Source organism: Pantoea eucrina (assembly GCF_002095385.1).
GTDB classification, from domain to species: domain Bacteria; phylum Pseudomonadota; class Gammaproteobacteria; order Enterobacterales; family Enterobacteriaceae; genus Pantoea; species Pantoea eucrina.
On record NZ_MIPP01000001.1, the window covers coordinates 31,065 to 54,185 of the forward strand.

The following is a 23,121-nucleotide window of genomic DNA, read 5'->3' on the forward strand; positions in this document are numbered from 1 at the left end:
TATAGGCAATGGCTGAAACTCAAAACTACGGCACTGGTCGCCGCAAAAGCTCTGCCGCTCGCGTCTTTATCAAGCCGGGTAGCGGTAACATCGTAATTAACCAGCGCTCTCTGGAGCAGTACTTCGGTCGCGAGACTGCACGCATGGTCGTGCGTCAGCCGCTGGAGCTGGTTGATATGGTTGGTAAACTGGATCTGTACATCACCGTTAAAGGTGGTGGTATTTCTGGTCAGGCTGGTGCGATCCGTCACGGTATCACCCGCGCTCTGATGGAATACGACGAATCTCTGCGTGCAGAACTGCGCAAAGCGGGCTTTGTTACCCGTGATGCTCGTCAGGTTGAACGTAAGAAAGTCGGCCTGCGTAAAGCACGTCGTCGTCCTCAGTTCTCCAAGCGTTAATTGCTTACTGCTTCGGCAGTGTCAATTGGCTCAAAAAACCCGCTTCGGCGGGTTTTTTATTGGCTGTTATCCCGGTAAAGCAGTGTAAAAACGCGAGCTTTCCCGGCTATTTGCCCGCAAATGCGCAACCCCGCCCCACAAGCTGCTTAAAATCTGGTAAACTCACTGACACTTTGCGCCCGCGAGCTGCGGCCTGAACTGACGCTCCGCTCCGGACATGAGCCGGATATCAGCGCTGCCCGGCAGTGTGCGAGTCTGATGATCGGGTGAGTCGCCGTGTGGTTGGCTATTCGCAGTATATTTTTGTGAACAAACTTGGAGGTTTTCATGGCTGTCGCTGCCAACAAACGTTCGGTAATGACGCTGTTTTCTGGTCCGACTGACATTTTCAGCCATCAGGTACGTATTGTACTGGCTGAAAAAGGCGTCAGCGTGGAGATCGAGCAGGTTGAACCAGATAATCTGCCGCAGGATCTGATTGACCTCAACCCGTATCGCACCGTACCTACGCTGGTCGACCGTGAACTGACGCTGTATGAATCACGCATCATCATGGAGTATCTGGATGAGCGTTTCCCGCATCCTCCGCTGATGCCGGTTTATCCGGTTGCGCGTGGTGAAAGCCGCCTGATGATGCACCGCATTGAGCAGGACTGGTATAGCCTGCTGCGTACCATCGAAACCACCAGCGGCGCTGAGGCAGATGCCGCGCGCAAACAGCTGCGTGAAGAGCTGCTGGCGATTGCGCCGCTGTTTGCGCGCACGCCGTTCTTTATGAGCGAAGAGTTCAGCCTGGTGGATTGCTACCTGGCGCCGCTGCTGTGGCGTCTGCCGCAGATGGGCGTTGATCTGAGCGGTGCCGGCTCGAAAGAGCTGAAAGGTTATATGACACGCGTATTTGAACGCGACTCCTTCCTCGCCTCACTGACGGAAGCTGAGCGGGAAATGCGCCTGCAGGCTCGGGGCTAAGTATGGAAATGTCGCAACTCACTGCGCGTCGCCCCTATCTGCTGCGGGCATTTTACGACTGGCTGCTGGATAATCAGCTGACGCCGCATCTGGTGGTGGATATCAATTTGCCTGGCGTACAGGTCCCGCTGGAGTATGCGCGCGACGGACAGATCGTGCTGAATATTGCGCCGCGTGCGGTAGGCAATCTCGATCTCTCCAATGACGAAGTGCGCTTCAACGCGCGCTTTGGCGGCGTGCCGCGTCAGGTTTCCGTGCCGATGGCTGCTGTAATGGCAATCTACGCGCGTGAAAATGGTGCGGGCACCATGTTCGAACCGGAGCCGGTCTACGATCAGGCGATGGACGATCAGGAAGCGGGTCAGGAAGAGACGGTCATGTCCGTTATCGATGGCGATCGTCCGGATGATGCTCAGGATGAGGATCATTCCCCTGATGACGAGCCACCGCCGCGCGGCGGACGTCCTTCACTGCGCGTCGTTAAGTAATCTTTTCGCGCAGAAAAAACGGGCCTGATGGCCCGTTTTTTTATGCTGTCACTCAGTAGACGTCGCGCAGATAGCGTTTTTCTTTCTTCAGCTGGTCGATATACGCTGCGGCACGTTCACCGGACAGACCGCCAGCCTGGCGTACCACTTCATACAGCGCGGCGTCGACATCTTTCGCCATGCGCGATGCATCACCGCAGACGTAAAAGTATGCGCCTTCCTGCAGCCAGGCGTAGAGCTCAGCGCCTTTCTCCAGCATCCGGTTCTGAACATAGATTTTCTCTTCCTGATCGCGCGAGAAGGCGAGATCGAGGTGCGTCAGCAGACCGCTCTGCTGCCAGCCGTGCAGCTCATCACTGTAGATATAGTCATGCTCCTGATGCTGATCGCCGAAAAAGAGCCAGTTTTTGCCTTTTGCTTCCGTTGCCTGACGCTCCTGCAGAAACGCGCGAAACGGCGCAATACCAGTACCCGGTCCGACCATGATCAACGGTGCATTGCCATCAGCCGGCACGCGGAACGCTTTATTAGGCGAAATAAAAATAGCCGGCTTCTCGCCACGGCGTACGCGCTCTGCCAGATAAGTGGAACAGACGCCTTTACGCTCGCGTCCGCCGCTGTGATAGCGCACAGAGGCGATGGTCAGGTGCACCTGATTGGGATGCGCTTTGGCGCTGGAGGAGATGGAGTAAGCGCGGTGCTGCAGCGGCCGCAGCATCGCCACAAATTCCGGCACCGACAGGCTGCGCTTCAGCTCCAGCTGCAGCAGATCGAGGCTGTCTTTGCCCCACAGCCAGTTGGCCAGCGTATCTTTATCGTCGTGCTGCAGCACATGCAGCAGCTCCTGGTTGGCGGTGTGCTGGCCAATCCACTCAATGAGCTTGCGTGACGGCTCGGCGATCTCAAACTGATAGGTCAGCAGATCGCCCAGATTGCGATCGAAGCCCGGTACCGGTGTTTCATAGTCCGCTTTCAGCTCAGTCAGCAGCAGCGTGACCAGCGCGGCGTCGTTGACCGGAATAATCCCCAGCGCATCGCCCGCTTCATATTTCAGACCGCTACCGCTGAGATCAAATTCAAAGTGGCGGATATCTTTAGCCGACTGTTCGCCAGAGAGGCGTTTATTGGTGGTCAGCGCAGCCGCATAAGGATTCTGCTTATTGCTGCCGGGGATCACCGGCGCTTCCGGTGCGCTCTCCAGCACGGTGCCGCTGCTGCCGGCGCTGGCGGCAAACTGCGGCATCGCGCTGCCAATCCAGGCATCGGATGGCTCTTCAAAATCGATATCGCAGTCGATGCGATCCACCACGCGGCGCGCACCCAGCTGTTCAAGACGCATATCGATGAATTTACCCGCCTGGCAGAAACCGTCGTAGCCGGTATCGCCAATTGCCAGCACGGCAAAGTGCATCTGCTCCAGGCGCGGTGCGGTGCTGGCTGAAATCGCCTGCCAGAACAGCTGCGCGTTGTCAGGCATCTCACCTTCACCATAGGTTGAGGTCACAATCAGCACATGACGCATGGTGGTGAAGACTTCGAGATCGACCTCACCCAGCGCCTGCACCACCGGGACCAGACCTTTGGCACGAGCCGCTTTAGCCGCGGTCTGGGCCAGCGCTTCGGCATTGCCGGTCTGGGAGCCGTACAGAATGTGCAGCTGCGTAGTTGCGCTGGCGCCAGCGGCAGGCGCCGTCTGCTTATCTTCCAGCACTAACAGGCGCGAGTGGAGACCGGCGAGAAAACCCGCCAGCCAGTATTTCTGCTCACCGTTAAACGGTGCGTCTTCAGGAATGTAAGGAATCTTCATGATACGGGTACTCAATCCTGTTAGTAATGTTCACTCTTAAGGCTCAAATGCCGGGCTGACGCGATCAGGACAGTTTTCCGACCGCAGCGGCAATTTCCGGCAGCGCCGCACGCGCAAACAGCTCTTCAAAGTCCGGCAGGTGGCCCAGCACCTCGCGATGGCGCGCATCCTGATAGATGATCCAGCCATAGGTCGCCAGGCTATCCATAGAGCGGATATTACGCTGCGTTAATGCCGCTTTGTAATCAGCCATGCGTTTTGCCGCGATCAGGCTTGCCAGCTCATCATCGCTGTAGCTCTCAATTGCCGCGCGGGCGTGCCGCTGCAGCTTACTGACCAGCGCAAAATCCTCGGTCATCAGCAGATTGCGTACCGCTTTTTCAACCGCCGGATCTTCCACTGCGGTGCCTTTCGGCAGCTTGCCCAGCGCCAGCTGCTGCGCAAAGCTCAGCACGGTGTAGTTGTTAAGCAGGATAAACATCTCCTGCGTATCGGTCGCACCGTAGGCGGGTACGGCCCCGTCAGCAATGGTTTTGCCGCTGCGCCACGCCGCTTTAAATTTGGCTACCTGGTGTGCAGCCAGCGAGGTTGAAAGCTCTTCCAGCAGATCTTTGCGCGATTTTGCTTTCAGGATCTCACCACCATCCTGGTAGAGCAGCAGCGAACGCGGCATAACATACACAAAGTGCTGACATTCGCTCTCCCAGTTCGCCAGCAGCCAGGCGGCGCGTGGCGAGCGGGTCGCTTCCAGATGCCAGTTCAGCATGGTCAGTACCGCCTGCTTATGCACGCGCGCCATCTCGTTATCATCCGCAATGGAACCAAAGAGTACGGAGTCTCCCGCCGCATGGCCGGCAAGGTTGCCGTACGGGTCATACTGATAAGCGAAGCCGCCGCTCATGCCGTTGCCAAAGCCTTTGCCAAAGGTGCCGAGGTTAAGGATGGCGCCGTTGGTCATATATTCACAGCAGAAATCGCCCACGCCTTCCACCACGGCGGTGGCGCCGGAGTTACGTACCGCGAAGCGATCGCCCGCCTGGCCCTGCACAAACAGCCGGCCGCCGGTGGCACCAAACAGCGCAAAGTTGCCGATCAGCACGTTGCCATCGCTATCCTGTGCGCCGCCGCCTGGTGACATCACCACCAGCTCACCGCCGCACTGACCTTTGCCTACGCCATCGTTACAGGTGCCGTAGTGCTGCATCAGCATGCCGTCGTTACAGAACGCCCCGAATGATTGTCCGGCTGCGCCCTGGGTATGGATTTGCACCGTGCGTGGCGCCAGGTAGTGGCGCCCGCGATCGTCCTTCAGCACCGCCGGCAGCAGGAGGCGCTGCTCAGCCGGTAGCGTATGGTTCAGCAGGCGCTCGATATCGATAGCCAGCTGTCCGCCAACGCTTTTATTGCGGTTATTCAGCGTCACGCCGTTGCCCAGAGTAACCTCACGGCCCGCCTGCTCAACCAGCTGCGCCGTCACTTCCGTTACCCAGCCGTCGTCGAGCGTAAAATCTTTTTCCAGATAGACCGGATGCGCGATTTTCTGTTCCGGTACTACCGTCAGCATGGCGCGCAGATCGAGTTTGCCCACTTCCAGCGGATGATCCATCAGGTGCAGCAGATCGGCCCGGCCGCGCGCCTCACGCAGCGAGCGCAGGCCGAGGCGGGCGAGAAACTCGCGCACTTCCTGCGCCACGTTGATGAAGTACTGCGCCAGCTGACGCGGATCGCCATCAAAGGCTTCGGCATTGGTGGTTAAGCCCGCCGGGCACTTCACGTTGCAGTTTTTCGCCATCACGCACTTCAGCATCATCAGTGCCGTGGTACCAAACTCAAAGCTATCGCCGCCCAGCAGCGCGGATTTAATCACGTCGCTGCCGGTCTGCTGCGCGCCGGAGCAGCGGAGCTGTACTTTGTCACGCAGGCCATTGGCGCACAGCGCCTGATGAACTTCAGCAATACCGATTTCTGCCACGCGGCCGGTATATTTCAGGCTGGTTACCGATGCCGCACCGGTTCCGCCGGTGTTGCCCGCCACGTTAATGACGTCGGCGCCGGCTTTGGCTACGCCCACCGCAATGGTGCCGATACCTTCTGAAGAGACCAGTTTGACAATAACGCGCACGCGCGCGGCTTTGCAGTCGTGGATCAGCTGTGCCAGATCCTCAATGGAGTAGGTGTCATGGTGAGGCGGAGGCGACACCAGCTCCACACCGGGCGTGCCGCCGCGTGCGGCAGCAATCTCTACCGTGACTTTAGGCGCCGGCAGCTGACCGCCTTCGCCAGGTTTTGCACCCTGACCAATTTTGATCTCCAGCTCTTCCAGCATCGGATCGGCCAGGTAGGCCGCCCAGACACCAAAACGTCCTGAAGCCAGCTGTTTAATGCGCGAGGCGCGGATGGTGCCGTGACGCGAATAGTGCTCGCCGCCTTCACCGCAGTTACTCATGCCGCCCACCATATTGGTGCCGTGCGCGACGGCTTCATGCGCAGGCGCAACCAGCGCTCCGTGGCTCATTGCACCGGAAGCGAAGGTGCGGGTGATTTCGTGTGCCGGCTGAATCTCCTCCAGCGGCAGCGAAGGCTGCGCCGTGAAAATTTTTGCCAGGTACTCTGCGGCCTTACCATAGGCGGTAATGCGCAGCACGCTCTCTTCCACGCTGCTGCTCTCAATGTCATCCCGGAAGCGGGTGCTGAGCGCACGCGCCAGCGCCGCCAGACGCTCCTGCTCCGGTTTCAGACCGGCAATCGCGTCGATCAGGCGCAGTTCAAACTGATTCAGGCTGCCCGCCACCGTCTGACACTGCAGGCCACGGATGGCGAAACCATTGTTCACCAGCGAATAGCGGCCCAGCTTGCGGCCAAACTCCGCTTCACTGTCAACGTGGGTCAGATCGCAGGGCAGGGCAAGAATGTCACGCAGCGCTGCCGGACGGCGTTTGCGCTCAGCATGCATCAGGCTGGAGAACTGACGGTAATCCGGCGTAATGGCAAAGGTATCGATGACCGCATTCGGGATCCGTTCAAAGCTGCTCTCTTTGAATGCGTCCGCTTTAATACCAAACGCGTTTTCCAGCCTGGCGAGCGTCATCAGACGGATAAAGTTATCCTCTTCGCGCGCCTTATCGGCAAAGCGGATCGGCTGTTCAGTCATATCGATAAAGGTTCGCACGGCGATGGTGCCGTAGGAGTGACCGGCACCTTCCGCACGCTCTTTGAACAGGCCAAGCAGCGGCACTTCCGCTTCACCCTGGATTTTCAGCGCGCTTTGATGCCAGTCTACTGCCATCTGGGCGATCGCCGGGAAGCCTGCGCCACCCACCGGGGTTTTGATATTCGGAAAATATTTTTTCAGCACCGGATCTTCAGTATCGAGAAAATTAGGCTCAAAAAACTCACCGCAGCTGTAGCTCTCGACGGTGCAGAGGCCCACTTTACCCATGGTCTTCATCAGCGCTTTCTCAGCGGCTTTGGCATAGCGCCTGAACGCCTTATTACCCTCTTCGCCTTCACCAAATTTCTCTTCTGCGCGCATCTGTACGCCCAGCGGATAGACGGCGGAAGCACCGAAGCCGAGCGTGGCAGCGATATGGTGCGACGAGATGCTCTGACCGCTCTCAACCACCAGAGAGACATCCAGACGCAGCCCTTCCTGCACCAGACGCTGGTTAATGGCGGAGATCACCAGCAGCATCGGCATGGCGGCATGCGTGGTTGATACGTGACGATCGGTGATCACGGCAATGCCGCCCTGCGTACGGGCGAAATCCACCACCTGCTGAGCCAGATTATCTATCGCTTTTTCCAGCGCGCTGGCATTAGCGGCGCGGCTGACGATATCTTTGCCGGTCACCGGCTCATATAGCATTTCAAAGCGCGCGTAAGGTGCCACGTTCTGCTCGCGCAGGCGCAGCATATCAAGGTGGGTCAGGATCGGACTGGGAACAATAATTTGCTGCCCTTTGCTACGGCCAAGGTGGGGTTTTGCGCCCAGCGCCACGCGCAGCGTCATGCCGTCAGCTTCACGGATAGAGTCGAGCGGCGGGTTGGTCACCTGCGCAAAGCGCTGCGAAAAGTAGTGCGCCATGCCGCCTTCATGATCGGAAAGGCCGTTGATGGCGTTGCCGTAACCCATTGCGGAGATCTTCTCCGCACCGGTCTGCAGCATCGGATCCATCATGAACTTGAAGCTTTCCTGGTTGTAGTAGTAGGCGACAAAACGCTGGTAGGTTTTGAGATCGCCGCGATAGCGCAGCGGAGAGCCAAGCTTCTCGGCCGGAATTTCCGGCAGCTCATGCAGCTCGACGCGCGCCGCCTGCAGCAGGGCACGATAATCTTTTGCGGCCGCCAGTTTTTCCAGCGCTTCGGTCGTGGTATAGGCGCGCTTCTCTTTGTGATCGTAATAGAGCATACCGCCCGCTTCGATGCGGCCGCGACGCAGTACGCTTTCTGGCGGAAAGGCAATCTGACCCGCTTCTGACATGGCACCGATATAGTCGGCAGTTTCCACTGAACGCAGCGGACGCAGGCCCAGGCGATCCAGACGGGCACCGATGACCTCGCCGTTGCCGAAAATCAGCGCGGCCGGACCATCATTTTTCTCTTCATACAGCGAAAAGTACTCCAGCATCGCACGCACGTCAGCGGAGAGTGAACTGTCGTTCTCCCACGCCGGGGGCATCATGGAGACCACGGCGGTGATCAGGTCGAGATCGTCTTCCATCAGGCGGCTGTGGATGCTCTGGTCAAGACGCGAGCTGTCAGACTGGCCTTTAGGGCGGACAATTTTTTTACCGCGCGCCAGCATCAGCGCCGCTTCAGCAATGCGGTTTTTACGATCGGTATTCAGCTCGCCGTTATGCGCCATCAGGCGGAACGGCTGTGCCATAGTGGTATGGGGATCGGTATTGGTCGAGAAGCGGGTATGGAAAAAGAGTCCGCGCACCTGGTGATCGCTGTCGGTGAGGTCTTTAAAGTAAGGGATCACTTCATTCGAGTTCAGACGCGCTTTAAACACCTGCGTGCGGGAAGAGAGTGAGAGCGGATAGAGGCCGCCAAACTCACTTTCGGTGAACGCGCGCGCTTCGATATCCAGCAGCGCCCGGTAGATCTGACGTTCGAAGTCAGTCTGATTCGTCAGCGCAGGCGGAGCGGCAAACACCCACTGCACAATCGGCAGCTGAAACGCCACGGCGGCAGGGCGGGTTACGCTATTATCCAGCGGCATATCGCGCTTCAGCAGCACCGGGAAATTCCATGCGGCCAGCGTCTCTTCAACCAGACGTTCGGCATTAGCCCGCAGCGCGGCATCTTTCGGGACAAAAAAGTTGCCTACGCCAAACTGGCCAGCTTCCAGCGCCTGGCCGGTTAATTTACGGAAAAAGTTAAGCGAGAGATCGACGTTAACGCCGGCACCATCACCGACACCCTCTGCGGACATCCCGCCGCGATGCGGCACGGTGCAGAGTGCGCTGTGCGCCATCTGCAGAATGTCATGTGTCTGCTCGCCGTCCTTGCGGGTAATAAAACCTACACCACAGCTATCGCTGCCTGCGGCCGGGTCGTACAAACCATAGGAATGAGGTTTTTGCGTGGACATTGAGAGTCTCCTTAAACTGCTTTAGACATTGCCTGTTCTGTTTCAGGCACAGAGCGCTGACGCGTGCTGTTTCACTGGTTTTTTCCGCGCTGTACGCGGGCGTCGCCACACCGAGCAATGACTCTCAGGATCCGGGTATAACGTCCTTGATGAGTTGCTCTTCAATCCGGTCTCTAACGGGAGATAACTTGCATCCAGAGGGAGTCTTCTTGCTGCATAGATATGTCGAGACACAGTCCCGACTGGAAAGCATCCAGCGGAATTTCAACTTATCGGGAAAGCGCACAGAGGTCAAATAGAGAGCGCTGAGCCCTATATCTGCAGAAAAAAGAGGTTAACCTTATGAATTTTATATTTTTTAACAGTAAATTTATGTCAATAAGCGCCGATTTAAACCCCTGCTAAGTGTGAGCCGTCTCACTATCTGCAGGCGGCGATATTACTTTACCCTGCTGGCAGTGCTGCTTATAGCAGCATAAAATATCGTAGCTGTGCAGACCGGCATGTCATGTATCTGTTTTTCTTATGGCGTCTGTTTTGAATTAAATATAGGTCTGTATAAGCAAAACTAATCAGAAGGTAACTGAGTAAAATTTCGTTAAATGTGAATCAGTATGCAATAAGGAGGGGTGGCAGTATGCTGAGAAATCAGCTGCCACAGGCGAAAGAGAGCAATAAGGTCTGACGCTTAGCTGCGCGCAGACGGCCTTTCAGATTATTCACCTGTGCAAATTAGTCAAGTGCTTTACTCAGCGCGCGCCAGATAACGTTCAAGCCGGGCGCGGATGCACTATGATGGGGCGTCAGGCGGGCGCAATATCCCGGTCAGCCCGGGCAGACGCAGGCTAATTACGTTATGATGGCGCCATTCGTTCAGGGGATCTGCCATGAAACAAATTCGTCTGTTAGCTCAATATTATGTCGACCTGATGGTCAAACTCGGTCTGGTGCGCTTTTCACTGCTGCTGGCGTCGGCGCTGGTGGTGCTGGCGATGATTGTCCAGATGGCGGTCACTATGGTACTGCGCGGGCATGTGGAAAGTATCGACGTGGTGCGCTCGGTCTTCTTTGGTCTGCTGATTACGCCCTGGGCGGTCTATTTCCTGTCAGTCGTGGTCGATCAGCTGGAGGAGTCGCGTCAGCGGCTAACGAAGCTGGTTGATAAGCTGGAAGAGATGCGCACGCGCGATCTCGAGCTTAATCAGCAGATGAAACAGACCATCACGCAGCTGAATCAGGAGATCAGCGATCGCATCAGCGCAGAAGAGGCGCGTAAACAGGTGATGGATAAGCTGCGTGAAGAGATGGCGCGCCGCGAGCAGGCGCAGATTGAGCTGGAGCAGCAATCCTCTTTCCTGCGCTCATTTCTGGATGCATCGCCCGATCTGGTCTTCTACCGTAATATCGACAAACAGTTCTCCGGCTGCAACCGCGCCATGGAGCTGCTGACCGGCCTAAGTGAAAAACAGCTGATCGGACTGACGCCGCGCGATATTTATGATGATGAGGCAGCGACCAAGGTACTGGAAACAGACGAAAAGGTGTTTCGCCATAACGTATCGCTCACCTATGAGCAGTGGCTGCAGTATCCGGACGGGCGCAAAGCCTGTTTTGAAATCCGTAAAGTGCCCTATTACGATCGGGTGGGCAAGCGCAGCGGCCTGATGGGATTCGGACGCGATATCACGGAGCGTAAGCGCTATCAGGATGCGCTGGAGAACGCCAGCCGGGAGAAAACCACCTTTATTTCAACGATCAGCCACGAGCTGCGCACGCCGCTGAACGGCATCGTGGGTCTGAGCCGTATTCTGCTGGATACCGAGCTCAGCCAGGAGCAGCTGAAGTACCTGAAAACGATTCACGTCTCAGCCATTACGCTGGGCAATATCTTTAACGATGTGATCGAAGTGGACAAAATCGAGCGGCGCAAAGTTCAGCTGGATAACCAGCCGCTTGATTTCACCGGTTTCCTTGCCGATCTCGAAAACTTATCCGGCCTGCTGGCCCAGCCGAAAGATCTGAAGTTTGTTATGCAGCCCGCGCTGCCGCTGCCGCATAAAATTCTGGCTGACGGCACGCGCTTACGGCAGATCCTGTGGAACCTGATTGGAAACGCCGTGAAATTCACCCGCGAGGGAGAGATTGTCGTGCGGGTCGCGTACAGCGCGAATGAAACGCTGCGCTTTGAAGTGCAGGATTCAGGAATGGGTATTCCGCAGGAGGAGCAGGACAAAATCTTTGCCATGTATTATCAGGTTAAAGATCAGCACGGCGGCAAACCCGCGACCGGTACCGGTATCGGGCTGGCGGTATCGCGCCGCCTGGCGCAGGCGATGGGCGGAGATATCACCGTCAGCAGCGCGCCGGGTAAAGGCTCCTGCTTTGTGGTTGAGATTAACGCGCCGCGCGTGGCTGACGAAGTGGAAGATACCGGCCTGGATGACAGCCTGCCGCTGCCGGCGCTGCACGTACTGCTGGTGGAAGATATTGAACTGAATGTGATTGTCGCCCGCTCGGTGCTGGAGAAGCTCGGCTGCAGCGTTGAGGTCGCCATGAATGGCCATGACGCGCTAAGCCTGTTTGATCCGCAGGAGTTTGACCTGGTGCTGCTGGATATTCAGCTGCCGGATATGACCGGACTGGACGTTGCGCGCGCTATCCATCAGCAGCATAAGGGCGTGCAGCTGCCGCCGCTGGTCGCGCTGACGGCCAACGTACTTAAAGATAAAAAAGAGTATCTCGATGCCGGAATGGATGAAGTACTCAGTAAACCGCTGGCGGTACCGGCGCTGACGGCAGTGATCAAAAAATTCTGGGATTATCAGGGCGAGGAAGAAGAGACAGATATGCCTGTCGCGGATACGCAGTCGCGCATGCTGCTGGATGTAGCGATGCTGGAGCAGTATATCGAGCTGGTCGGGCCTGGCCTGATCACACAGAGCCTGACAATGTTTGAACAGATGATGCCTGGTTATCTTGATGTACTTGATTCCAATATGATGGCGCGCGATCAAAAAGGCATTGCCGAAGAGGGGCACAAAATTAAAGGTGCCGCGGGATCGGTAGGCTTGCTGCATCTGCAGCAGCTGGCAAAACAGATCCAGTCACCGGAACTGCCGGCCTGGTGGGACAATGTGCAGGAGTGGATCGATGAACTGAAGCAGGAGTGGCGACAGGATGTTGCCGTACTGCGTGAATGGGTTGCCGGGCGGGAAAATCAGAAGCGCTAAAAAAAATGACCCCGGTCGAAACCGGGGTGCGCGAATACTGCGCCAACACCAGGGAAAAAGTGACTGCTGCTGTTATGGTTAATTGAAGTAAAAAGCAGCAGTCAGGTATTGGTTAACGTTACAAAATCACCTTAGCAAATTTGCCAGCCTGCGCGACAAGATTCATTAAATTGTGTGATGTTGAACAACGTTCCGCTACAGAAAACATTAATTTGACAACACTGTCAAGCGGGGAGTCAATTTCCCCGCTGATTTGTTTGTTATTTAATCGATATTAACCGGTTTTGACTGATTTTTCGCCATCATGATTGAGTGAAGCGGCGAAAGACCTGATAGCTATAAGGGGGCGGATTGTTATCAGGAAAATAGCCTTTATGCTATTGTTTTGTAATAAAAATACCCGTACTGCGTCACATTTATCCGAAACGTTTTGGAAAGCAGGCGGTTAAACTTCCAGAACGGTCATTCTGAAAAACAGGCCGGTCAGAGTGTAAAATTTGATTTACGGACAATTACCGGGGGATTCGGCTTTCTGGCAGCATAATATGTGTCTGAAACCGATCTCATAGCAGACGATAGTCAGGAAACGCTAAGCTATTCTTTGCAAATGTTAAGCTATATGAAAGTCTTATTAACATGACTATTAGTGCAGGTTAACGGCGGTCTGAAGTTTGCTTTGCGTGTTTTTTATGCATGGAACCGATTCCTTAAAGATGGAAGTCTTTGATGTTTCAGGGTATCAGCACAAGAGCCGCTGCTGGCCTGAACGCTTTTTCAGCTCCGGAAACCGGCTGGCTGCATGCAGGCAGGTATAACAATGCGCACTGGACGCAATCATGACCAGAGTGATTAATTAATACAGGGAAGGGATACAGGAAGACGTAATGAAAAAATACAGAGGGAAAGGGTTCAGCCTTTTCAGGTCGCTGATGGTTAAATGTCTGCTGGCATGGGCAGTACTCTGGATCGGAGGAATTGCCGTTTTCGCTTTTTTACCCGTGCCTTTTTCCGCGGTTATGGCGGAACGTCAGGCAGGCGCCTGGCTGCACGGAGATATCAGTTATGTCGCACATTCAGAGTGGGTCAGCATGGATAACATCTCCCCGTGGATGGCGCTGGCCGTGATTGCCGCCGAAGATCAGAAATTTCCTGAGCACTGGGGTTTTGACGTTGGCGCTATTCAGCAGGTGCTCGACAACAGCAGCGGCGAGCGCATGCGTGGCGCGTCAACGCTTTCTCAGCAGACCGCGAAAAATCTCTTTTTGTGGGACGGACGTAGCTGGCTACGTAAAGGGCTGGAGGCGGGGATGACGGTTGGCATTGAAACCGTCTGGAGTAAACGTCGTATTCTGACGGTCTATCTTAATATCGCTGAGTTCGGTCCCGGTATTTTTGGCGCTGAAGCCGCAGCGCAGCACTATTTCCATAAGCCCGCCAGCCGCCTGACTATCGCAGAGGCTGCCCTGCTGGCTGCAGTATTGCCTAATCCGATCCGTTTTCGCGCGGATGCGCCTTCAGGCTATGTTCGCCAGCGTCAGCAGTGGATCATGCGTCAGATGCGCCAGCTGGGAGGGGAGGGTTTCCTGAATCGCTACCGGCTACACTAAAACCTTTACTCTTCGTCAAAGCCCGATTCAAACAGCTCAATAACGGCGGCAAGCGCCGCAGTTTCCTGCGGTCCGCTGGCTTCAATTTCAATATGACCGCCTTTTGCTGAATCCAGCATCAGCAGCGCAATAACGCTGCTCGCCTCAGCCTCGGTGCCCGCTTCATTGCGCAGCAGAACATCCGCGTCAAAGCTCTGCACCAGCTCAAACAGCTTCATCGCCGGGCGCGCATGCATACCCAGCTTGTTACGGATTTCGACAGTTTGCTTTACGGTCATGATTTACGCTTTTCCAGTGTGCGATGACGCGACTGCACGTTTTTACCGCGCGAACGGAAATAGTCAGCCAGCTGCTCGGCGATATACACGGAACGATGTTTGCCACCGGTACAGCCGATCGCCACAGTAAGGTAGCTGCGGTTGTTGGTTTCCAGCATCGGCAGCCATAGCTCAAGATAGCTGCGCGTCTGGTAGATAAAATTATGTACTTCTGTATGCCGATCCAGGAACGCCGCCACCGGTCGATCGAGGCCCGTCATCGGACGCAGCTTGGGATCCCAGTGCGGGTTAGGCAAAAAGCGCACGTCAAACACGTAGTCGGCATCGATCGGGATACCGTGTTTGAAACCGAACGACTCAAACACCATCGTGAGTTCGCGTTCGCGCTTGCCCAGCAGGCGGGTGCGCAGCATCTCAGCCAGCTCATGCACTGACATCTCTGAGGTATCAATAATCAGATCGGCACGCGAGCGCAGCGGCTCCAGCAGATCGTTCTCTTCATCAATGGCGCTTTCCAGCGACAGGTTTTTGCTGGAGAGCGGATGCAGGCGACGGGTGTCGCTGTAGCGTCGGATCAGCGTATTGCGATCGGCATCCAGAAACAGCAGCTGAGGAGAGAAAGAGTCAGGCAGATTATTTAACGCCAGCTCAAAGACTTCCTGCGACTCCGGCATGTTGCGTACATCAATACTTACCGCCGCCGAAATATTCCGCTCTGTCAGCGTATTCGCCAGCTCAGGCAGCAGAACTACCGGCAGATTGTCGACACAGTAAAAGCCCATATCCTCCAGGGCACGCAGCGCAACTGATTTACCTGAGCCTGATCGACCACTGACGATCATCAGCACCATCACTATTCTCCCCTGTTTTATCCGGCCTGCAGACCGGTAACGCTATGTACTGATTACGAATGCGCTTCCTGAGCTTCTGTGATAATGGCGTAGAGCTCTTGATCACTCTGGGCCGCACGCAGGCGACGGCAGACCGTCTTATCTGCCAGGCGTTTTGCGACCAGCGACAGGGTATGAAGGTGCGTCTTACACTGATCGGCAGGCACCAGCAGAGCGAACAGCAGATCGACCGGCTGATTATCCACGGCGTCAAAAGCAATAGGCTGATCGAGGCTGATAAACACCCCCACTGCCCGCAGCGTGTCCTCTTCCAGTTTGCCATGCGGAATAGCAATGCCGTTGCCAATGCCGGTACTGCCCATACGCTCGCGGGTCAGAATCGCTTCGAAAAGCGTCTGGTGCGGCAGATTGAGCTGCTTAGCCGCCAGTTCGCTGATAATCTCCAGCGCGCGTTTTTTACTCTGGCAGTGTACGCCGCTGCGGGTGCAGTCAGGCGTCAGAACCGAGCTCAATTCCAGTGTCAGATCGTTGTTCATCGTGGTTTCACTTGCGAGTTCACATAGCCACAGAGCGAAAAGCCCTGCTGGCGCTTGCGCAGATGATAAAACGGGGCGCTCTTCCGCCCCATTTTTCCCTGAGCGCTGAACGGGTCAGCGCTCTGCAAACGTGAAGGTTAGTGTTTTTTCAGTTTGTCTTTATGTTTGGTCAACTGACGTGCCAGCTTATCAACCAGCCCGTCAATGGCCGCGTACATATCTTCCGCTTCCGCTGTGGCGTGCAGCTCACCGCCGTTAACGTGCAGAGTTGCCTCTGCAATCTGAGTCACTTTCTCCACTTTCAGAACAATATAAACCTGATTGATGCGATCGTAATAGTGTTCAAGTTTGCCAAATTTGCTGTTCACAAATTCGCGCAGCGGGTCAGTGATTTCGACATTGAGTCCGGTAAGGTTTAGCTGCATAGGTCTTCCTTCTGAGTTCGGTCAGACCAGCTGTTTACGCTGGTTTGATGGCGGTATAGATAAAGACTCGCGATACTTCGCAACCGTACGTCGCGCTACCATAATACCCTGTTCAGATAACATGGCGGTCAGTTTGCTGTCGCTCAAGGGCTTTGCGGGATTTTCTGCCGCGACCAGTTTTTTTACCAGCGCACGAATGGCCGTAGACGAGGCTTCGCCGCCGCCTTCCGTGCTGACATGGCTGGAGAAAAAATATTTCAGCTCAAAAATACCACGCGGACTGTGCAGATATTTTTGCGTGGTCACGCGTGAGATGGTGGACTCGTGCATATCGACCTGTTGCGCGATATCTGCGAGCACCATCGGACGCATATACTCTTCGCCCTGCTCAAAAAACGCCTGCTGCTGCGCAACGATACAGCGGGTAACCTTGAGCAGAGTGTCATTACGACTCTCCAGGCTTTTAATGAGCCAGCGCGCTTCCTGCAGATTATTGCGAATAAACTGGCTGTCGCTATCGCTGCGCGCTGAACCGCCCATGGCGGCATAGTGCTGGTTGATCCGCAGACGCGGCAGGCTTTCAGCGTTCAATTCCACTATCCAGCGTGCGCCCGCTTTGCGCACCAGCACATCCGGAATAACGTATTCCGGTTCACCCGTATTAATCGATTGTCCGGGGCGCGGATCGAGCGACTGTATCAACAGCATCGCCTCTTTCAGCACCTCTTCTTTCAGGCGGGTCACCCGCATCAGGCTGCGGAAGTCGTGATTAGCCAGCAGATCGAGATGTTCACTGACAATCAGGCGCGCCTCTTTTAGCATAGGAGCGTCAGCCGCATATTGCGATAGCTGAACCAGCAGACAGTCGCGCAGATCGCGCGCGCCTACGCCAACCGGATCAAACCGCTGGACGCGCTTGAGAACCGCCTCTACCTCATCCAGCGTCAGCTCATCGTCACCGATACTGTCGCAAATTTCCTGCAGCGTCACGGTGAGATAACCGGTCGTGTCGATCGCATCAACAATTGATGTCGCAATAGCGCGATCGGTATCGGTAAACGGGGTCAGCTCCACCTGCCACATCAGGTAATCCTGCAGCGACTGCGTGGTTTCTCCCTGATACACCGGCAGTTCATCATCCTGATAATCTGTTCCGGTGCCGGAAGGGGTGCCGGCGGTATAAATTTCATCCCACGACGCATCCAGCGGCAGCTCGTCAGGCATCTCTTTCTGTTCCAGCGCCTCACGGGTATCTAACGTATCGCTTTCCTGCGTTTCGCGTGCGTCCACTTCATCATGATTATCGGTCTGCTCAAGCAGCGGATTGCTCTCCAGCGCCAGCTGGAGCTCCTGCTGGAGTTCAAGCGTAGAGAGCTGCAGCAGGCGAATGGCCTGTTGCAGCTGGGGGGTCATCGCCAGCTGTTGGCTGAACCTGAGTTGCAAACCTTGCTTCATAATCCGGCTTGAATGTCCTAAGCGAATATCGGGTTAATCGACACCTTATCAGAGTCTGAACTCTTCGCCCAAATAAACCCGCTTAACCTGCTCATCTGCCAGAATTTCATCCGGCGTGCCGTGTGCAATCAGATTGCCCTGGCTGACAATATAGGCGCGTTCGCAGACGGCCAGCGTTTCACGCACGTTATGGTCGGTGATCAGGACACCGAGGCCGCTGTCGCGCAAATGTTCGATGATCTTTTTGATATCGATAACGGAGATGGGGTCAACCCCGGCGAACGGCTCATCCAGCAGAATGAACTTTGGATTCGCTGCCAGCGCGCGTGCAATTTCAACGCGGCGACGTTCTCCCCCGGAGAGCGCCTGGCCCAGGCTGTTGCGCAGATGCTCAATATGGAACTCTTCCATCAGCTCATTGGCGCGATCCTGGCGCTGCTCTTCGGTCAGATCGTCGCGGATCTGCAGCACGCCCATCAGATTGTCATACACGCTCAGCCGCCGGAAAATAGAGGCTTCCTGCGGCAGGTATCCGATACCACGACGCGCACGGGCGTGCAGGGGCAGGATACTGATATCCTCATCATCGATAATAATGCGGCCCGCATCGCGCGGGACAATGCCGACCACCATATAAAATGTCGTGGTCTTACCGGCGCCGTTAGGACCCAGCAGTCCGACAATCTCGCCCGATTTAACCTGCAGGCTGACATCTTCCACTACGCGGCGGCCTTTATACGCTTTGGCCAGATTTTCAGCGACTAAAGTTGCCATCGGTCAGTTACTCTTTTTAGGGCTCGCAGCGGAACCGTTTTTATCCTGCAGCTGTGAAGGAACCAGCACCGTGGTGACGCGTTTGCTTTGACCCTGACTATAGGCCTGCATTTTCTGCTCTTTCACCAGATAGGTGATGCGATCGCCTTTGATGTTGCTGTCCTGCTGTTCAATGAAAGCATTACCGGTCAGCTCGACAAAATCGTTGGCCAGCTCATAGTGCAGCTTAGCGGCATGGCCTTTAACCGGCTTGCCGTTGTCCTGCATCTGATAAAACGTAGCCGGATTGCCATAGGCATCAACAATAGTTTTGTTGCTGTCGCCGCCGGGACGGGTCACCACGACTTTATCCGCTGTAATTTTAATCGTGCCCTGCGTGACAATAACATTGCCGGTAAAGGTCGCCACGTTGCCCTGCAGATCCAGCGCCTGATTAACGGAGTCGATATTAACCGGTTTTTCTGAGTCGCCGGTGACAGCCAGCGCGGGCAGGCTGCCAATCAGCAGCGATCCCAGCAGCAGCGCGTTAACGCTATTTTTGTTCATTTTGAATTTCATAAGAGGTTTTGACCTTTTCAAGCAGTTCGGCGTTTTTTGTCCGCAAATTGCCGCGCATCTTCATGCCCGTGGAGTTAAAACTGCGGCCAAATAGCGTCACCTGGTCGTCAGACATGACATCCTGGGTCACCAGATTGACCTGCGCGTTATCAGTGATAATGCGTTCCAGCTGAGAATCCTGCGTCAGCGTATGCACTTCAACGTGGCCATACAGATAAAGCATACGATCTTTCGTTAGCTTTGCTTTGTCCGCCCGTACTGACCAGGTTGGCACTTTGTTTTCATCAAAGGTTGTCATAACGGGACGATCAAACCAGCTGACTTCATCAGCTGAAAAATAGGTCACTTTATCGGAGACAAGCTTGTAGGCCAGTGCACCCGTTGGGTTGTATACCACGGTATTAGAGTTCGCGCTGGTGTAGGTTGGCTCCTGATCGTTTGAAGCCAACGGCGTGGCACTCTCATCCTGATTCGTCAGGTTCCAGCCGATCAATATCAGCGCGACCAGAGCCAGAATCAGCGTTATCCAACGCCTGCTTTTACTCATACTGATTGCCCTCTGGCATCCTCAAATTTATTCTGCGCCAGTAATATCAGGTCGCATATTTCGCGTACCGCACCGCGTCCGCCGCCGATGCGTGTGACATAGTCTGCACGCGGCAGCAAGACCGGATGTGCATCCGCTACGGCAACACTCAGACCCGCCTGCGCCATGACCGGCCAGTCGATCAGATCGTCGCCAATATAGGCAACCTGCGTGCTGTCCAGTGACAGTTTATCCAGAAGTTCGCGCCACGCCAAAAGCTTATCTGATTGTCCCTGGTAAAGATGCGTAATGCCCAGCGTTTCACAGCGATCTTCCAGCAGCTTAGCGCGACGGCCGGTTATAATAGCGACTTCGATGCCGGAGGTCAGCAGGCAACGTATGCCGTAGCCATCCCGCACATTAAACGCCTTCAGCTCTTCACCGCTGTTTCCCATATAGATCAGGCCGTCTGACATGACGCCATCGACATCACAAATCAGCAGGCGGATTTGCGCTGCCCGTGCCATGACTTCAGCTGATACCGGACCATAGCAGGTGGCAACCAGCGCATTTTCAGCGTTCATTTACATTTCCTGTTCAGACCACGCCAGCGCGCAGCATGTCATGCATGTGGACGACGCCCAGCAGCCGATCTTCATCGGCTACCAGGACGGCAGTGATATTTTTATTTTGCATCAGATTTAAGGCCTCTACCGCCAGCATATTTGGCCGGACGCGGATGCCGCCACGCGTCATGACGTCCTGAATACGCGCTGATTGAAAATCGACGCCCATATCAAAAATACGGCGCAGATCGCCATCGGTAAAAATCCCTTCAATTTTCATTAAGTCATCGACGATCACCGTGAGACCGAGGTTTTTGCGCGTGATCTCCAGCAGGGCATCACGCAGCGACGCCTCGCGCGTGACGTGCGGAATTTCATCGCCGCTGTGCATAATGTCGCTGACGTGCAGCAGCAGTTTACGACCCAGCGCGCCGCCAGGATGCGACAGCGCAAAATCCTCTGGCGTAAAACCGCGCGCCTCAAGCAGCGCCACCGCCAGCGCATCGCCCATCACCAGCGTTGCCGTGGTGCTGGACGTTGGCGCCAGTCCCAGCGGGCACGCTTCCTGCGGCACTTTCACACACAGGTGAACATCTGCCGCGCGGCCCATGGCGCTCTCCGGGCGGCTGGTCATACAGATCAGCTGCACTTTCTGGCGCTTCAGCACCGGGATCAGCGCCAGGATCTCTGCCGACTCGCCGCTGTTCGAGATGGCGATAACCACATCGCTGGCGCTCACCATGCCGAGGTCGCCATGGCTCGCCTCGCCCGGATGCACAAAAAAGGAGGCGGTGCCGGTGCTGGCAAAGGTCGCGGCCATTTTCTTACCGATATGTCCTGACTTGCCCATGCCCATCACCACGACTTTTCCCTGGCAGGCATAAAGCAGCTGGCAGGCGCGGCTGAAGTCGTCATTGATATACTGATCAAGCTGTTCAAGTCCTTCACGTTCGATGCGCAGAACCTTTTTACCCGCCTGCTGAAAATCAAACTCTGCATGCTGCTGTGACATATCAGTGCATCCTTAATAGCCAGTAAGAAGGGTGGGGCTGAGCCACAGCCATAGCACCCAGAGAAGAAATCCGCTCAGTAACAGCGCGCCGGCTATCCGGCCGACGCGCCGCTTACGCAGCAGACAAAACAGGGCAAACACTACGCTGACGCCGAGCATGACCCAGTAATCACGGCTAAACGCGAGCGGATTGACCTCGCCCGGATGAAACAGCGCGGGCAGGCCAAGAACAATCGCCAGGTTGAAAATATTGGCGCCGATCAGATTACCAATCGCCATATCATCTTCACCTTTCAGCGCACCAGCGACAACCGTGGCCAGCTCCGGCAGGCTGGTCCCTACCGCGATAAGCGTCAGCCCCATCACCAGCTCGCTTACGCCAAAGTAATCAGCAAAGACGGTGGCATTGTCGATGACCATACGGGTCGACATCGGCAATATAATCAGCGCGACCGCCAGCCAGAGAAAGGCTACCGTGTTACCCGCTTCATCGCGCGGCAGTTCTGCCAGCTGTTCCCGGGTGAGTGTATCGCTGTTGTCATGTCCGGCGCGGCGGGCAATGCGGATCACGATCAGCAGATAGAACAGCGCCATCAGCAACAGCGCCACACCATCCAGCCGGCTCAGGTAATTATCAAACAGCATAATGCCGCTCAGCAAAGAGACCAGCAGCAGCAGCGGAAGTTCGCGCCGAATCAAATTGGAGTGTACGGTTAAAGGATGAAGCAGCGCGGCGCCACCCAGAATTAACAGGATATTCGTAATGTTTGAGCCCAGCGCGGTGCCTACGGCCAAATCCATCTGTCCATGTTGCGCAGCTGAAAACGAAATAATCAGCTCCGGTAGCGATGTGCCGATACTGACTACCGTCATGCCGATAATCAGCGGCGGAATACCGAATGAGCGGCACAGAATGGCGGCGCTGAAGACCAGTCGATCGGCCCCGTAAACCAGTAACAGCAATCCGATAAACAACAGGGCGGTAGCTACAAACATGAAAAATCCTTGATGGATACGGTGCCGGCGGACCCTGGCCGGCAAAAAAACCTGAGATGCGGGGAGAGTCAGCCGCTGATTTTGACTCTCTGAGCGACAAAAGTAAATTTTATGACCGTTTTCGCCACACTGAACCGGTAAGTTTCTGTAAAACTATCGTGAATTGCGGTTTACCAGGCTACCATCCACCCCATTTAGTACGCCCGACCCGCTTAACGAGGTAATAATGACTCAGCAGCAAACGAATCTGGTCGAGGTGCGCGGTGTGAGTTTCACCCGTGGCGATCGCACGATATTCGATGATATTTCACTTACGGTTCCGGCGGGCAAAGTGACCGCGATTATGGGACCTTCCGGCATCGGAAAAACAACGCTGTTACGCCTGATTGGCGGTCAGCTGCAGCCTGACCACGGCGAAATCTGGTTTCAGGGCCAGAATATTCCCAGCCTGTCACGGCGCAAGCTCTATGAAGCCCGTAAGAAAATGAGCATGCTGTTTCAGTCAGGCGCGCTCTTTACCGATCTTAACGTCTATGAAAACGTCGCCTGGCCACTGCGCGAGCACACTCAGCTGCCGCCGGAACTGCTGCACAGCACGGTGATGATGAAGCTTGAAGCGGTCGGACTGCGCGGCGCGGCAAAACTTATGCCGGCAGAGCTCTCCGGCGGGATGGCGCGACGTGCTGCGCTGGCACGTGCCATTGCGCTGGAACCGGAACTCATTATGTTTGATGAGCCGTTTGTGGGGCAGGATCCAATAACTATGGGCGTGCTGGTCAAGCTGATTGATGAGCTGAACCACTCGCTGGGCGTGACCTGTATTGTGGTATCGCATGATGTGCCTGAAGTCCTGAGCATCGCCGATCACGCCTATATTGTTGCCGGGCAAAAAATCATTGCTGAAGGCAGCACCCGGCAGCTGAAGGAGAACGCCGATCCGCGCGTACGCCAGTTTATTGATGGGCATGCTGATGGTCCGGTGCCGTTTCGTTTCGCCGCCGGCGACTATCTTAGTGATTTGACCCGGACAGGGAGAGAGTAAACTC

General features: G+C 55.6%; 19 protein-coding genes. 6 read left to right on the forward strand and 13 right to left on the reverse strand.

All coding sequences use genetic code 11. The features are described from left to right. Positions 1-8: 8 nt before the first annotated feature. The 3 genes from rpsI (at position 9) to sspB (ending at position 1,858) form a co-directional block, all read left to right on the forward strand. Positions 9-401 (forward strand): 30S ribosomal protein S9, encoded by a 393-nt coding sequence (rpsI, locus tag HA43_RS00165; protein WP_039382160.1) that lies wholly within the window; start codon positions 9-11, stop codon positions 399-401. 327 nt (positions 402-728) lie between these two features. Further along, positions 729-1,370: a stringent starvation protein SspA gene (sspA, locus tag HA43_RS00170; RefSeq protein WP_039382163.1), complete on the forward strand. Its 642-nt coding sequence runs from the start codon at positions 729-731 to the stop codon at positions 1,368-1,370. Positions 1,371-1,372: 2 nt separating this feature from the next. Next, positions 1,373-1,858, forward strand: coding sequence for a ClpXP protease specificity-enhancing factor (gene sspB / locus HA43_RS00175; protein ID WP_039382169.1), 486 nt, complete (start codon positions 1,373-1,375; stop codon positions 1,856-1,858). Positions 1,859-1,910: 52 nt separating this feature from the next. Here sspB and HA43_RS00180 read toward each other — a convergent pair whose 3' ends face one another. Together HA43_RS00180 and HA43_RS00185 are read right to left on the reverse strand one after the other, a co-directional pair. After that, positions 1,911-3,665 (reverse strand): sulfite reductase subunit alpha, encoded by a 1,755-nt coding sequence (locus HA43_RS00180; protein WP_039382173.1) that lies wholly within the window; start codon positions 3,663-3,665, stop codon positions 1,911-1,913. 64 nt (positions 3,666-3,729) lie between these two features. After that, positions 3,730-9,261 carry a glutamate synthase-related protein gene (locus HA43_RS00185; protein WP_039382177.1) on the reverse strand — a complete coding sequence of 1,844 codons (5,532 nt, stop codon included), beginning with the start codon at positions 9,259-9,261 and terminating at the stop codon, positions 3,730-3,732. Between the two features lie 887 nt (positions 9,262-10,148). On the opposite strand from HA43_RS00185, the gene arcB reads away from it, so the two are divergent. Together arcB and mtgA are read left to right on the forward strand one after the other, a co-directional pair. Next, positions 10,149-12,491: an aerobic respiration two-component sensor histidine kinase ArcB gene (gene arcB / locus HA43_RS00190; protein WP_039382181.1), complete on the forward strand. Its 2,343-nt coding sequence runs from the start codon at positions 10,149-10,151 to the stop codon at positions 12,489-12,491. A 929-nt stretch (positions 12,492-13,420) separates the two neighbouring features. Continuing rightward, positions 13,421-14,098, forward strand: a complete 678-nt coding sequence (mtgA, locus tag HA43_RS00195; RefSeq protein WP_370513617.1) for a monofunctional biosynthetic peptidoglycan transglycosylase — start codon at positions 13,421-13,423, stop codon at positions 14,096-14,098. Between the two features lie 5 nt (positions 14,099-14,103). Here mtgA and npr read toward each other — a convergent pair whose 3' ends face one another. The 11 genes from npr to HA43_RS00250 form a co-directional block, all read right to left on the reverse strand. Next, positions 14,104-14,376: a PTS phosphocarrier protein NPr gene (npr, locus tag HA43_RS00200; RefSeq protein ID WP_039382188.1), complete on the reverse strand. Its 273-nt coding sequence runs from the start codon at positions 14,374-14,376 to the stop codon at positions 14,104-14,106. After that, entirely contained in the window at positions 14,373-15,227 is an 855-nt protein-coding gene (rapZ, locus tag HA43_RS00205; protein WP_039382191.1) for an RNase adapter RapZ, read from the reverse strand. The genes npr and rapZ overlap by 4 nt, the downstream gene beginning before the upstream one ends. A gap of 53 nt (positions 15,228-15,280) precedes the next feature. Next, positions 15,281-15,763, reverse strand: a complete 483-nt coding sequence (ptsN, locus tag HA43_RS00210) for a PTS IIA-like nitrogen regulatory protein PtsN (RefSeq protein WP_039382195.1) — start codon at positions 15,761-15,763, stop codon at positions 15,281-15,283. 137 nt (positions 15,764-15,900) lie between these two features. After that, positions 15,901-16,188 carry a ribosome hibernation promoting factor gene (gene hpf / locus HA43_RS00215; protein ID WP_039382198.1) on the reverse strand — a complete coding sequence of 96 codons (288 nt, stop codon included), beginning with the start codon at positions 16,186-16,188 and terminating at the stop codon, positions 15,901-15,903. 21 nt (positions 16,189-16,209) lie between these two features. Continuing rightward, entirely contained in the window at positions 16,210-17,643 is a 1,434-nt protein-coding gene (gene rpoN, locus HA43_RS00220) for an RNA polymerase factor sigma-54 (RefSeq protein ID WP_094110670.1), read from the reverse strand. Positions 17,644-17,691: 48 nt separating this feature from the next. Then, positions 17,692-18,417, reverse strand: coding sequence for an LPS export ABC transporter ATP-binding protein (gene lptB / locus HA43_RS00225; protein WP_039382204.1), 726 nt, complete (start codon positions 18,415-18,417; stop codon positions 17,692-17,694). Between the two features lie 3 nt (positions 18,418-18,420). Then, positions 18,421-18,975, reverse strand: a complete 555-nt coding sequence (lptA, locus tag HA43_RS00230; RefSeq protein WP_039382207.1) for a lipopolysaccharide ABC transporter substrate-binding protein LptA — start codon at positions 18,973-18,975, stop codon at positions 18,421-18,423. Then, positions 18,950-19,522 (reverse strand): LPS export ABC transporter periplasmic protein LptC, encoded by a 573-nt coding sequence (gene lptC, locus HA43_RS00235; RefSeq protein ID WP_065650292.1) that lies wholly within the window; start codon positions 19,520-19,522, stop codon positions 18,950-18,952. Before lptC ends, lptA begins: the two co-directional genes overlap by 26 nt. Next, the gene (gene kdsC / locus HA43_RS00240; protein WP_039382215.1) at positions 19,519-20,085 is read right to left on the reverse strand and encodes a 3-deoxy-manno-octulosonate-8-phosphatase KdsC; all 567 of its coding nucleotides are present in this window, start codon (positions 20,083-20,085) and stop codon (positions 19,519-19,521) included. The genes lptC and kdsC overlap by 4 nt, the downstream gene beginning before the upstream one ends. A 13-nt stretch (positions 20,086-20,098) precedes the next feature. Beyond that, complete coding sequence (gene kdsD, locus HA43_RS00245; RefSeq protein WP_039382218.1) at positions 20,099-21,079, reverse strand: arabinose-5-phosphate isomerase KdsD; 981 nt, start codon at positions 21,077-21,079, stop codon at positions 20,099-20,101. A 12-nt stretch (positions 21,080-21,091) separates the two neighbouring features. Next, the gene (locus HA43_RS00250; RefSeq protein ID WP_039382222.1) at positions 21,092-22,075 is read right to left on the reverse strand and encodes a calcium/sodium antiporter; all 984 of its coding nucleotides are present in this window, start codon (positions 22,073-22,075) and stop codon (positions 21,092-21,094) included. Positions 22,076-22,301: 226 nt separating this feature from the next. Here HA43_RS00250 and mlaF point away from each other — a divergent pair, with 226 nt between their 5' ends. Next, the gene (gene mlaF, locus HA43_RS00255; RefSeq protein WP_039382224.1) at positions 22,302-23,117 is read left to right on the forward strand and encodes a phospholipid ABC transporter ATP-binding protein MlaF; all 816 of its coding nucleotides are present in this window, start codon (positions 22,302-22,304) and stop codon (positions 23,115-23,117) included. The last annotated feature ends 4 nt before the right edge of the window (positions 23,118-23,121 follow it).